The organism is Xenorhabdus griffiniae, from assembly GCF_015163655.1.
In the GTDB taxonomy this organism is placed as follows: Bacteria; Pseudomonadota; Gammaproteobacteria; order Enterobacterales; family Enterobacteriaceae; genus Xenorhabdus; species Xenorhabdus griffiniae.
In genome coordinates this window covers 1-13,157 of record NZ_JADEUF010000112.1, presented here as the reverse complement: position 1 = coordinate 13,157, position 13,157 = coordinate 1, and the positions used below count along the sequence as shown (strand labels likewise).

The window sequence follows — 13,157 nt, the reverse complement described above, 5'->3', positions numbered from 1 at the left end:
CGTGCAGGCATAGCAGTGACCCTATTGACTTGGTGGAACAATCAGTAGATCACACAACGCTATGCTTGTCTATTTTCTGGGGATTCCTCAGCGCGTAGCGGGGAGATATAAGATGCATCTTGAAAGGCGATTGGTATATACACCCTTTTTATTACGAATGACTTTGTCATTCCGTGTCCTGTGTCTCATATAAACTTAAAAAAAATAATGTGATTTCAATTTTTTGATAACAATCGCTGTTAATTAGTCATAATTATTTATTATCCCCCACAGAGATAAAGTATAACCGACCAGGAGCAACAAATGAGCGTTACAGGCATTACTGAGCAGGAACTTGCGGTTTATGGTATTCATGGTGTTAGTGAGATTGTCTATAACCCAAGTTATGAACTGTTATTCTCTGAAGAAACTCAACCCACGTTACAAGGGTATGAGCGTGGTACATTGACTAACCTCGGTGCTGTCGCGGTAGATACAGGTATTTTCACGGGGCGTTCACCGAAAGATAAATATATTGTCCGCGATGAAGTGACCCGCGACACCGTATGGTGGGCTGATCAGGGCAAAGGAAAGAACGATAATAAACCGCTCAGTCAGGAAACCTGGTCTCATCTAAAAGGTTTGGTTACTCAGCAGCTGTCAGGCAAACGTTTGTTTGTGGTTGATGCTTTTTGCGGAGCCAATGCGGATACGCGTCTGAAAGTACGTTTTATCACTGAAGTGGCGTGGCAGGCACATTTTGTAAAAAATATGTTTGTCCGCCCGTCAGACGAAGAATTAGTTGGCTTCACACCTGATTTTATTGTGATGAACGGCGCTAAATGCACCAACCCACAATGGAAAGAACAGGGGCTGAATTCTGAAAATTTTGTTGCTTTTAACCTGACAGAGCGTATGCAGTTAATTGGTGGTACCTGGTACGGTGGTGAAATGAAAAAAGGGATGTTCTCAATGATGAACTACCTGTTACCACTAAAAGGTATTGCCTCTATGCACTGTTCCGCCAACGTGGGTGAAGCGGGGGATGTTGCTATTTTCTTTGGTCTTTCTGGGACAGGGAAAACCACGCTTTCCACTGATCCGAAACGTCAGTTAATCGGTGATGATGAACATGGCTGGGACGATGACGGCGTGTTTAACTTTGAAGGTGGTTGCTACGCAAAAACTATCAATTTGTCCAAAGAGGCTGAGCCGGATATCTATCACGCCATTCGTCGTGATGCCCTGTTGGAAAACGTCACTGTACTGGCGGATGGTACGGTGGATTTCAACGATGGTTCCAAAACAGAAAATACCCGTGTTTCTTACCCGATTTACCATATTGAAAATATCGTTAAACCGATCTCAAAAGCAGGGCACGCAACTAAGGTTATTTTCCTGACCGCAGATGCTTTCGGTGTACTGCCTCCGGTTTCCCGCTTGACTCCAGAACAAACCCAATATCATTTCCTGTCTGGTTTCACGGCAAAACTGGCGGGCACTGAGCGCGGTGTGACAGAGCCTACTCCTACTTTCTCTGCTTGCTTTGGGGCGGCATTTCTGTCACTGCATCCGACGCAATATGCGGAAGTTCTGGTTAAGCGTATGCAGTCATCAGGTGCGAAAGCGTATTTAGTTAACACTGGCTGGAATGGCACGGGCAAACGCATCTCCATTAAAGATACCCGCGCGATTATTGATGCGATTCTCAGTGGTGACATTGAAGATGCGGATACCATTCAACTGCCGATTTTTGATTTGGCCGTACCAACGACATTGCCAGGGGTAGATACCCACATTTTGGATCCACGCAATACCTATGGCGATAAATCCGAATGGGATGTGAAGGCAAAAGATTTGGCCCAGCGCTTTATCGATAATTTTGATAAGTATACTGATACCGCTGCGGGTGCTGCATTGGTGAAAGCAGGCCCTAAACTGTAATGTAATTTTAAGTTTTCGATGAAAGAACTCTATTCGGTTGAGTAGAGTTCTTTTTCGAGACTGAACATCAGTTGGGGGGCAAGTCAAACAGCAATATCTCACTTTCTTGATTTGCCGTTAGCTGAAGATGGGATTCATCCCAAATAGCGACACCATCGCTGGTGGTAGCCCGCACTCCATTGATTATCACTTCACCACGAACGACCTGGATCCAGATGTTTCGTGTTTTTTCCATGTCATATTCACCATCTTCGCCGTTTTTTAATGTCCAACGCCATAATGTCACATCCTGAAAAACTTTTAGGGACCCCGAACGGGCATCAGGAGAGAGAATTAATTGACGGTCTTCGGTTGTATCAAAACGGTGTTGCTCATAACGAGGAGTGAGTCCTGTTTTTTCTGGTATGATCCAGATCTGGTAAAGATGCAGTTGGCTATCATGCTGTGGGTTATATTCTGAGTGACGGATGCCTGTTCCTGCACTCATAATTTGGAATTCTCCCGCAGACACGCTTCCTTTGTTCCCCATACTGTCTTGATGCTCCACCGTTCCAGACAGCACATAGGTCAATATTTCCATATCCTTGTGAGGATGCATACCGAATCCCTGACCAGCGTCAATCACATCTTCGTTAATGACCCTGAGTGCAGAAAATCCCATGAAATTCGCATCATAATAGCTGGCGAAGGAAAAAGTATGCCAACTGTCCAGCCAGCCATGATTGGCATGACCCCGTTCTAAAGCTTGGCGTAAGTAGATCATTGCAAAACCCTTCAAAGTTTTTTTGGTAGTCTAGTTGAAGGAATGAAATAGAAAAGACGGGAAATTTAATCTTAAATGTCAAAATATTTGAATAAAAATAAGCATAGCATATCGCTACGCTTATTGACTATTTACATAGGGATATATCTTTTACATATTTATTAGGGGCCATCCATGATGATTTATCACATGTGGTGTAATTTTCATTTTTTAGTTTAAAATCAACATAAAACGAAAAAAATAAACTAAAAACGAAACCAATTACACCTATAAGAATAAAAGAACCTCCTATTTTATTATTGAATGTAACCTGTTTTTTGGTTAAAAGATACTTGAATGATAATAGAGAAAAATACATAGAGAATGGGCTGCACCAAATAAACCAAGCGCTTTTTGTCGAAAATGTAACAATATCACTTCTGGTTAAAAAGCTGCTATAGTCAACTATTGATGCTAATCCCCCAAATATAGAAATACTCATAAGAACCAGTGATAAAATGAATATTTTTACTCTGGACGGAATATTTTCATTAGCCACGGGAATACCTGCCCCACACGTTAAAAAATTGATCTGGATGATAAGGTGTAGGTGGTTTTATCTTATATTCTTTTAAATTTTTAATTATGGTTTCACTGATTTTATATTTGCTATCTAAGTAATATAAACCATAAGCAACACTTACCCCAACTAGAAAAACACTGAAAGCTATAGCAGTGGCACTAAGAGCCGTGGTAAACATGGCTGAAGTTGCCACTGAAACAGTTACCTTAGCTATCGCTGTTGCTACAACTAACTTTGCTATGTCTACTGATAAGTTAACGAAAAAATCTGTTAGGCTATATTCATCCTTGATCATTAATTCAACAGCTCTATATCCAGCAGAAAATACAATACCGAACCTAGCGCCAGAAACAATACTACTTTCCATAGCGACAGAACCGACTCCAACCTCCATTATTTTTTTATCATTTATAAGATATCTTGTGGAATTTAAATATCGTCTTACATCTGGGGAGTCAGTTAGTTTTATATATCTTATGCCATTTTTTCCTAAATACTCTATGGCTTTTACACCTTTTCCTTTTAATTCATTTATTATATGCGTTGTTATTCCAACATTTATAGGCTTGAAATGTTTTGCTACTTTAAAAACTCCAGGTGCATCTTTTATGTTTCCAGAAAAATTTGACAATGGATCAGTTATTGAATAGATATCATCTCGTAATGATTCAAGATTGCTTCCTAATGTTTTCAAAAAAATGATAGCTTCATCCTGATCTAATAAGGCATGATAATCTACGTTTTCATTCAGTTGCTTTTCAAGATCTTTATAATTAATGTAATCCATTTGTTTTTTAAAGTTTGCTTCATAGTCAAAATCATCTTCAACCCATGTTCTTAAGCGAGGATCATATTTCATTTAATAACTCCTTTTTATTTAAATTTAATATCTTATCGTACTTAATTGTTTTTTCTTTGATTTTTATTAATTATTGTGAACTAGGTCAAGTTTTCCTATTGGAGAATTACATTGTGTTTTGAGTTGTTCAACAAGATGGTAAGTACAGGCTATTGTGTTGTAATTTTTGTTCACTCCTTAAATCCGTGATAATCGCTTGTAGGCAGCATTGCACCGTTGATAATCAAATAAAAACCGTAAGTTAAATCGCAATTTTTATATATACTTAATAAAAATTATTAATAATAAATCTATTAAAAGGATGTTTTTTTATATTTATATGTCTGTTTTTATTCTTATTTATATGTTAAGTTTTAAACTTAAGCTATCAGATTGAATGATAAAAACTAGGATGGTATTTGTATGTCAGATATGATTTATTTATCTTTAAATGGTAAAAAACAAGGCTTAATTTCTGCGGGGTGTTCAACCCCAGACTCAATAGGAAACAGGTATCAAAATGGACACGAAGATCAAATACAGGTATTGAGTTTAAACCATACAATAACGCGACAACAGAATGTCAGCCATCAGCCAATACAATTCATTAAACCAGTGGATAAATCATCACCATTATTAGCAATGGCGATAGATTCAAACGAATCTCTAAATGGTACTTTTGTTTTTTACAGAACGAGCCAAGCTGGCCAATTAGAATTATTCTATGAAGTAAAAATAACTGAAGCTACTATCACTGACATTTCCTGTGTATACCCACATTCTGTAAATAATTTCGATGCTATGCCACATGAAAGAGTTTTACTAAATTATAAATCTATATCATGGAATCATATAACAGCCGGCACATCAGCTTATAGTATATGGGAAGACAGAACCTATTAATAAAATAAGCATAGCATTCTGCTATGCTTATTGATTATTTGCATAAGGATATATCTTTTACATATTTATTAGGTGCTATCCATGATGTTTTAGCACATGTAATATAATTTTCATTTTTTAGTTTAAAATCAACATAAAAAGAAAGAAAGAAATTAAAAATAAATCCTATTACAGCGATAAAACCAAATATACTTCCTATTTTATTATTGAAATGCACCTGTTTTTTAGTTATCAGGTACTGGAATAATAATAAAGAAAAATACATACATAATGGGCTAGTCCAGATAAACCAAGCGCTTTTTGTTGAAAAAGTAATAATATCATTTCTAGCTAAAAATCCGCTATAATCGTTTATTGATACTAAACCAAAAGCAGCAACGCACATAAATATTACTGCTGCAAAAAAAACTTTAAATCTATTTATATTAACCACGAGAATATCTACCCCACATGTTAAAAAATTGATCTGGATGATAAGTGCTTATAGGTGTTTTTACATTATTTTCTTTTGGTTTTTTAATTATGGTTTCACTGATTTTATACTCGTCATCTAATAAATATAAGCCATAAGCCATAAGCAATACCAATCCCAATAGCAAAAACACCAAGAGCTATAACAGTAGCACTAGCAGCTGTAGCAAAAAATGTCGAAGTTACCGCTGTAACAATAACCTTTGAAGCTGTTGTTGCTACAATTAACTTCGTTATATCCATTGTTAAATTAACAAAAAAATCTGTTAGGCTATATTCATCCTTAAGCATTAATTCAACAGTTCTATATCCAGCAGAACATACAATACCGAATCTAGCACCTGAAGCAATATTGCTTTCCATAGCCACAGAACCTATCCCAACTTCCATTATCTTTTTATTATTAATAAGATATCTTGTAGAATTCAAATATCGTCTAACGCCTGGCGTGTCAGTGAATTTTATATATCTTGTGCCATTTTTTTTTGAAATTATTTTCATAATCAAAATCATCTTCAACCCATGTTCTTAAGCGTGGATCATATTTCATTTTTATAACTCCACTTATATCTATTGTTAATTAATATTTTATCGGATTTACCTATTTTTTCTTTAATTTTTCTGAATTATTGGGAGACAGGTCAAGTTTTCCTATCGGAGTAAAAAGTGGCGTTTGGGCTAGTTATGACGCTATTTAAGGATATCTTCAGGAGCTATGATATTTTTTGCAAATTCAGGGCAAAAAAAAAGCCAACATAAAGTTGGCCTATAAAAGTAAACACTGGAAGCAATGTGAGCAATGTCGTACTTTCACATGGACCCTGAAGGTGGTGCACTGAAAGTGCTAAGAATGATAATCGTTCTCAATATCATTTGTAAAGCGTTTTTTTAATCAAAGTTGAGATCTTGCTTTAGATACGCTTTTTGCCATGTCAATTGTGTGGTTAATTAACCCCCCAATTCCATCTGATAGAGATGTTGAGTACCCATATCATAAAATTGGTAGGGCGTTACTTGGTAGCCCCGTAGCCACAACAAAAACCACCCATCATGCGTGTCTGGGCAAAGTCCGGCGAATCGAAATCCGCCTTTTTTTAGCAATGAGCACAATCCCAGAGCTTCTTCACATGCTGGCAGTTTCAAATAGATTAACTGGCCAGAGGGGAGATTGATGACCTCAGATAAAAAGTCAGCATGGACCTCGTATAGTGTAATTTCCAAACGTCGGCCAGATTTTTTAATGCTAAATGGTTCAGAGATCATAGGGGGCTGGCACACTGATGGTGCATTTGGGGATGATTCACCAACATATTGACTGACCTGGGCGACCCAGCCTTGCCAGGGCTGGGGCCAGTTTAGTTTAGGTAATGGCAATGATTTAAGCGGTAAAATACCTTGAATAATACTTTCGGGTTCTGGCAGTCCAAATGGCGAATCAACATAATCCAGCATCAGTGCCGTAGAATAGAAACCCAAATTTTGGGCGATGTACTGGCTTTTAGGGTGTGAACATACCTGTTTCATCGTCAATAAATTATAGCCTTGCTCTTTCGCATAGCGGCATAAATAACTGCCCAGAGACTTAGCCACACCGTGACCTTGAAAATCAGGAACAACAGCAAGTAGAGCCAGTTCTGCCTGATTTTTCTGTACCATATCTTTAACCAGAGAAGCATGACCAATAAGTAAACCTTGATGGAATGCTAAGGCAGAGTACCATTGCCCTGTGGACTGGTAGTCATTGATGAGCCTTGGTAGATAAATGTCAGGATAGACATACGAATCGCCGTAAACCTCACGGAATAATTGGCTGATCTTTTTATCATCTCCTGGCTGATAGCTGCGGATTTGAATAGTGGATGGTAAGATAGTCATCGATTTCAACCTTAGTTATAACGACGTAGATCCACAACTCGCTGCAACTTTCCTGATCGTGGGTGCGTATACATGCTATCAATATTGGTTTGCACGATCTCCAGCATATTTTGGTGTATGCAAGCCTCTTCTAAGCCCGGGAATGCGGCCATAACCCGATGTCGTATTCTGTCGATATCTACAGTTTGCAGGCTTGCTACCAACAACCGAATTTGATCTTGCCCCGCTTTCTGGCTTAGCTCCAATTGCCAGGCTAAAAGCTCTGTTCGTTGTGATAACTGTGTCGCTAAGTCGTCAGGGAATAACGATAGGGTACCAAATCGTATACGATAGCCTTGATTAGCACGTCCTTGCAGGGCAAATTTACGGCCTGGCTGTTCTGGCTCGCACCAGCAAGCCATATCACCAGTAGGATAGCGGATCACAGGCATAAGTTGTCGTTGCAGGTTAGTGACAACTAATAACCCACGTTTTTCTGACTCCATAATGGGCTGGTGAGTGATTTCATCGACGATTTCGATAATCGTTTCGTCAGAAAATACGCGATGCTCTCCCTGTTTGCAGTCAGGATCAGCAAAACCAATTAAACCTGCATCGACACTGGCGCAACCGATTGAACCTAAACGGGCGTGAGGAAAAACTTGTCGTATGATCGCGACCTGTGAATCAAACAAACTTTCTCCACCATAGAGAATGGTTTCCACCATCGGTAATGTTTGTCCCATCTCTTTCAAATAGTGAGCCAGGCGGATTAACTGCACGGGAACACCTGCCAGTACATTAATGTTGTGAAGACGAATATTGTTAATCAGCAATTCATCTTCAACCTTACAGGTGAAAGGAAATTCCAATATCGGGATGGGTGCATTCGATAATGCGCCGTGGATGAATATAAAGCTGGTATAAAGATCGCCAGCAAAAAACAGATTAGCCACCCGATCTCCGGCTTTTAATTGGCGGGCAATGCCTTGGCCAAAGGAATGAATAAATGCTTTCCATTCCTGCTGACTGAAAACTGACAACCTCCCATCGCTGGTTGAGCCACCTGTTTTAAACACATGACCGCCTTCCAGCGGTGCAGTCAGCACAGGCCAAGTTGGTAAGTCGTTTGAATGGGCCCAATAATGGTTAGGTTCTACAAGAGGTAAATCTTCCAAAACCCAATTATCGGGAATGGACTGATAGCGTTCTCGGTAATAAGCAGAATGCTCGCGCGCATGATGGAGCAAATCAGTCAATGTCGTTTTGGTCATCATCTTAATTTCACTCAATTAATATTTACGCAAGTCGATGAATAATGGTGTTTTCCCACTATGTTCATTGCGGTGAAATTTTGCACTTGAAGTGGAAATGACGTCTAAATTCAGCAGGTTTCCTGCAACAATTTCGGCAATTTTGGGATCTTTCAATAAATTTTGGCGCACAGTGTGGGGATCGGCATGATCAACCCATAGCTGAATGTTATCGATACCATCATGGTTATGGTCGATTATCCATTGCACGGGTAATGCCAATTGTTCAGACAGATCAGCAAGATTGAAAAAAATACTGCTTACACGTAACAGGGAACCATGGCGCTTCTTAAGTCGGAAACGCGGTGAAGTCAGGCCACAAGAACAGGGTTGATTAATCCAGCAGCCGAGATCCCCTAAATCATAGCGTTGGACGGGTTGTGCTTCGCGGTGGCGGGAAGTGAATACCAGACGACCTGTTTCACCTTCTGCTACGGGTTGATCATTTTCTATATTGAGAATTTCCAGCCATTGAGTATCAGCCATTAAATGGAAAACACCGTCCTCGCTGGCTGCGCACGCATGACCCATTGGCCCAGCATCGACTGAACCGTAAATTGTTGAACGTATCAGGGTAACGCCAAAGCTGGTCAGGAAGTTTCGTTGATTTATATTGAGGTGTTCGCCCCCCAGAAATAGCTTACAAATACCACCATATTGGCGTAGTTTGGTTTCTTCATTTAGAAATAACCGATGTATCGTGCTTGGCATACCCACCAGCGTATTGATGCGTTGATGTACGATAAAATCAGCGATTTCACTAAAATCATTATCAGTAGGGCCACCCATTGGATATTGTGTCACGCCCAATTTATCCAAAATGGTGAAGAAGCTCATCATGCCACCGTACAACTTCCCGCCATACAGCAGGTTCATGACGCGATCGGTTGCAGGTTCAAGCCCTGAGGCAAATACGCCATCGGCTGCGGCCTGCATCTGCCGGTGGTAATCATGGTAGCTATAAGCAGCCAGTTTAGGTGTACCACTGCTGCCACCACTGCGGAAAAACAGGCGTGCCTTATCGTTAGGAACCAATGCCTGAAAATCTGCCTTATTCATGACAGGCAGATTTTCTAATCCGCGTGGACACGATGGCGGTACATCAAGATGGGCGCAACCTGCCATTAAATCAGGCGCAAGGCTGACAGATACTCGTTTGGTAAGGCGCGATAGTGCGTAGACGCCATCGTGTGGCTCACCACTATAGCCATCATGCATCTGTCCCGCCGGTGTGATTCGGCTGACGCCCGCAGCAAACAGGGTATGACTCATTTCGGTGATATGCTCTTGACGGGTAATCAAAGCACAGCTTTGTAGATAGTTACGCCAGGGCAGCAAAATAGCGCACAGATGCTGACGTGGTGCAGGGCGTATCTGCAATGTGCGGAACAAAGGAGACGCCGCTAATTCTTTTTCGTGTCGCCATATCACTCGCCAGCCGTCGGCTTGCCATATTTCACCGCGAACCTGTGTAAATGCAAAATCGAGCTGTTGGAAAGCCGTTTGCGTCGTAATTTCAGCAGCTTCCTGAATATCCGGTTTCAGGGCTGGATGCAATCCGGCACGGCGTTGCAGAGCCGCCGCCATGCGTTGTCCGATATGTTGTAAAACTTCAGGATCATCACTATCGACCAGCAAACATTGTGGGCTGGAACAAGCTTGTTGGTCATAACGACAGATATCATCCGCCAATGCATCCAATTGGGTATCATCGGCGGCGTCAGGGCTTAACCAGGCAATACTGATACGGTGCCCCCAATCTATCCAGCGGCAACCTGCGGGAAGTTGAGTACGAATGGATGTCAGGGAAGAATCGCTGCCCCAGGCAGAAACGGCATCAGCCTGACTGAACAGCTCGGACAATTGCGTCACGGGCAATGGTAAGACGGCTATTCGAGCAGCTAAATCACCTGAAATATCGTGAGCTAAAAATTCTGCCAGTAGTTGTGCACTAAATCCGTTGTCGTTACTGCTTGGGCGTAACCAGTTAATATTCCCCACCAGCAAGCTCTCTATCACGGCCATAAAAGGCAGAAGTTCAGCATTGGAAGGCGTAATGTGGACAACCACACCTAATGGCTTCCAGGTTTCATATCGGTTCTGGTTGTAATCGAATCGACGCAGTGAAAAAGCGTTTTGCCCAAGCTCCCGCTCCAGCTTGGCTTCCAGCGCTTCACGTTGGCAAAAAGCGATAAGCGCTTCCCTGATTGGGGTATTAAATAGTGGATGTTCACCTAAATTGGCAAGATATTCGGCAAAGCATTGCGCGCAATCAAGTACCTGCTCAGAAGTATGGGGATGTGCCAGCAAATCAGGTAAACGCTCACGCAACTTCGCGATTTCTTGCTCTGCCAGTTGCTCTGAAAAAATCGGATTATTCATGGTTTTTACGGAAGACATATCAAGATCTCTTAATCAATTCTGAAGCGGCAATCGCACAACTACGGCTTTTGCTAGTGCCTGCGCGGCCAAGCAGTTCAAACCAATCTGTTTCAAGTTCACAACCACAGCTTTCACCGGAATGCAGTACAGCCAGGTCGCTTGTAACGATGCTGTGTGCTGGACAGGAAGTGATATAAGGTGAGGTAAGATGCAGAAAACCTGGTTTCCCGTAAGGCTGGCAGGTTAAGTTAGAGGTATGGCGCACATAGGCACGGGCGTAAACTGGAACATGGAAATGATGGTGAGAACATTCAACATAAGGAACTGGGTGTTCAACGGAGCCATAACCATCACGACAGCGAATATCAGGGATACCTAATTGCTCGGTTATTCGTTGATACAATTCTTTTTTAGGAATGGATTTATCGGCATGTGTTTTCCAGCCTCCGCCGAGGAAAACCAGCGACTCAGGATGTAATTTCAGTGCCGGTAGTCCCATCTGCTCCATTCTTTGCAGGGTAAACCACAAAAAGGCAGGAAAACCGAAAATCCGCACTGGCAATCCGTCCTGAGCAAATTGCTGGAGTGCCGCAATAGTACCGAAGGGATCGAATTCATTATCTTGTCCGTTATGGCGCAAAGCATAATAAGCTCGATTTACCGGTGCATATTTACACAGGAATTGATCGGTGTAGGCTGTCCCCAGAGTGACGGCACCCGCGGGTTCATAGCTCAGCAGCAGGTAGTTACAGGGTTGATCAGGGGTATTCCAGCCATAATAGTCAAAAATACAGTCCACCATATACTGAGCAGCTGCAATACTGACATCATCATAGCGCATACGGCTTTTTTGTCCGGTGGTTCCAGAGGACGTCAGTTCCAGCGCATCGTGCGCACTGTCGCTGAGTATCAGGTTACGTTTGAAATAATTGGCAAAGAGCAAAGGCAGATTTGACCAATCATTCAGAGTTATTAGCGCCTGTTTATCCAAGCCATGGTCTGCCAGCCACTGCGCGTAACCAGGAGTATGTTCGCAGTGATAAAGTGTCAGTTCGCACATGGCGTTATTAAATAATGCGTCATATTCGGTACAAGCACGGTAAGGATGTGTGATAGCACACAGTGCTTTGACGTGAGGTAAGTTTTGCATATCAACACTCATTCTTCAGTAACAGCTATAAAGAATTATTAATTAAAATATCTTAATTAATATTTGATTCTTAGGTTGGGTGTAATTATTTTTGATAGACCGCAATTATTAATTGAAATAATTAATTTGGCGTCTGTTTTAATTTAATTATTTGGGCGTTGTTGGAGGATGATAAGTTGGATCTGACAGTAGTAATTTTTTATAAACAGTGTTATTTCGGATAATGGTAGATGTTTTTTTCCGTCTTACAGTTTATGTCAGTCCTGCGTTTGCGGAGCGCATTATTTCAAACAAAGCGATAATAATCAAACTGTTTGTCTAATGTTTTGTCTTTAATTCAATCATTATTTAATACATCCGTCTTATTATTTATTATTATGTGTGATGGAATTAAGTTTCTTTTGGTGTGTGAATAGATTAGGGAAAACACCTATTTTAGCGATAATTTAAGAAATTAAAGCGAATTTAATATTCAAAAAAATCTGGCTTCGCCATACGGAAAATTAAAAGTAAAGATACCGTCAATTGAGGATTGTTTATATCTCCCCCGCTACGCGGGGGAGATATAAACGCATTAAACTTCAAGCTGCAATTTACAACACGATATGAAACCTGATTTCTCCCCGCGAAGCGGGGAGAAATCACATGCATCTTGAAGTGAGATTGGTCTTGGAGAGCTAATTGGTTCATATACTTGGCGCTTATAAACGTATCGCCATAACATACGGTGTAAAAGATAGTAATCAATTGTGATTATTTTATATAAATTATTTTTGTTGGGTTATATTTTACGTTGTGTTTTTTTGAAATTTAAGTATATTTCTGTGCGATTTATATAACAAAGAGATACTTATAATGAAAAAAGCGCTATTGACTTCAGCTATTATTGCGCTGAGGGATCCCCACAAAACGGTGCTAATAAATCAAAACCATATTTTGGTAGATTTTGGCGAGGTATTTGAGGAGTTGATTAAGAACTATTTCAAATAATATTAGCG

11 protein-coding genes are annotated in these 13,157 nt (G+C 40.7%); 2 read left to right on the top strand and 9 right to left on the bottom strand.

The annotated features are described in order from the left end of the window. The first annotated feature begins 303 nt into the window (after positions 1-303). Positions 304-1,923 (top strand): phosphoenolpyruvate carboxykinase (ATP), encoded by a 1,620-nt coding sequence (gene pckA, locus IQ211_RS15325; RefSeq protein WP_189760868.1) that lies wholly within the window; start codon positions 304-306, stop codon positions 1,921-1,923. A 67-nt stretch (positions 1,924-1,990) separates the two neighbouring features. Here pckA and IQ211_RS15320 read toward each other — a convergent pair whose 3' ends face one another. From IQ211_RS15320 to IQ211_RS15310, 3 genes are all read right to left on the bottom strand, one after another. After that, entirely contained in the window at positions 1,991-2,686 is a 696-nt protein-coding gene (locus IQ211_RS15320; protein WP_189760867.1) for a pirin family protein, read from the bottom strand. A 127-nt stretch (positions 2,687-2,813) separates the two neighbouring features. Then, positions 2,814-3,224, bottom strand: coding sequence for a DUF1240 domain-containing protein (locus tag IQ211_RS15315; protein ID WP_282885553.1), 411 nt, complete (start codon positions 3,222-3,224; stop codon positions 2,814-2,816). Next, positions 3,217-4,107: a hypothetical protein gene (locus IQ211_RS15310; RefSeq protein WP_189760866.1), complete on the bottom strand. Its 891-nt coding sequence runs from the start codon at positions 4,105-4,107 to the stop codon at positions 3,217-3,219. Before IQ211_RS15310 ends, IQ211_RS15315 begins: the two co-directional genes overlap by 8 nt. Before the next feature lie 402 nt (positions 4,108-4,509). On the opposite strand from IQ211_RS15310, the gene IQ211_RS15305 reads away from it, so the two are divergent. Then, complete coding sequence (locus IQ211_RS15305; protein ID WP_193836410.1) at positions 4,510-4,989, top strand: Hcp family type VI secretion system effector; 480 nt, start codon at positions 4,510-4,512, stop codon at positions 4,987-4,989. A gap of 34 nt (positions 4,990-5,023) precedes the next feature. Here IQ211_RS15305 and IQ211_RS15300 read toward each other — a convergent pair whose 3' ends face one another. The 6 genes from IQ211_RS15300 to IQ211_RS15275 all read right to left on the bottom strand — a co-directional run bounded on the left by IQ211_RS15300 (position 5,024) and on the right by IQ211_RS15275 (position 12,159). After that, complete coding sequence (locus tag IQ211_RS15300; protein WP_282885552.1) at positions 5,024-5,422, bottom strand: DUF1240 domain-containing protein; 399 nt, start codon at positions 5,420-5,422, stop codon at positions 5,024-5,026. Positions 5,423-5,535: 113 nt separating this feature from the next. Further along, positions 5,536-5,961, bottom strand: coding sequence for a hypothetical protein (locus IQ211_RS15295; protein ID WP_189760864.1), 426 nt, complete (start codon positions 5,959-5,961; stop codon positions 5,536-5,538). 447 nt (positions 5,962-6,408) lie between these two features. Beyond that, positions 6,409-7,335: a GNAT family N-acetyltransferase gene (locus IQ211_RS15290; protein ID WP_189760863.1), complete on the bottom strand. Its 927-nt coding sequence runs from the start codon at positions 7,333-7,335 to the stop codon at positions 6,409-6,411. A gap of 11 nt (positions 7,336-7,346) precedes the next feature. Next, positions 7,347-8,591, bottom strand: a complete 1,245-nt coding sequence (locus tag IQ211_RS15285; protein WP_189760862.1) for a phenylacetate--CoA ligase family protein — start codon at positions 8,589-8,591, stop codon at positions 7,347-7,349. Between the two features lie 15 nt (positions 8,592-8,606). Then, positions 8,607-11,027, bottom strand: a complete 2,421-nt coding sequence (locus tag IQ211_RS15280; RefSeq protein ID WP_223281829.1) for an acyl-CoA reductase — start codon at positions 11,025-11,027, stop codon at positions 8,607-8,609. 1 nt (position 11,028) lies between these two features. Continuing rightward, on the bottom strand, positions 11,029-12,159 hold the full coding sequence (locus IQ211_RS15275; protein ID WP_189760861.1) for a LuxE/PaaK family acyltransferase: 1,131 nt from the start codon (positions 12,157-12,159) through the stop codon (positions 11,029-11,031). Positions 12,160-13,157: the final 998 nt, after the last annotated feature.

Coding starts and splice junctions, on each gene's coding strand:
- pckA (WP_189760868.1), top strand. CDS start 304: ATGAGCGTTACAGGCATTACTGAGCAGGAACTTGCGGTTTATGGTATT.
- IQ211_RS15295 (WP_189760864.1), bottom strand. CDS start 5,961: ATGAAAATAATTTCAAAAAAAAATGGCACAAGATATATAAAATTCACT.
- IQ211_RS15320 (WP_189760867.1), bottom strand. CDS start 2,686: ATGATCTACTTACGCCAAGCTTTAGAACGGGGTCATGCCAATCATGGC.
- IQ211_RS15275 (WP_189760861.1), bottom strand. CDS start 12,159: ATGCAAAACTTACCTCACGTCAAAGCACTGTGTGCTATCACACATCCT.
- IQ211_RS15290 (WP_189760863.1), bottom strand. CDS start 7,335: ATGACTATCTTACCATCCACTATTCAAATCCGCAGCTATCAGCCAGGA.
- IQ211_RS15305 (WP_193836410.1), top strand. CDS start 4,510: ATGTCAGATATGATTTATTTATCTTTAAATGGTAAAAAACAAGGCTTA.
- IQ211_RS15280 (WP_223281829.1), bottom strand. CDS start 11,027: ATGTCTTCCGTAAAAACCATGAATAATCCGATTTTTTCAGAGCAACTG.
- IQ211_RS15285 (WP_189760862.1), bottom strand. CDS start 8,591: ATGATGACCAAAACGACATTGACTGATTTGCTCCATCATGCGCGCGAG.
- IQ211_RS15310 (WP_189760866.1), bottom strand. CDS start 4,107: ATGAAATATGATCCTCGCTTAAGAACATGGGTTGAAGATGATTTTGAC.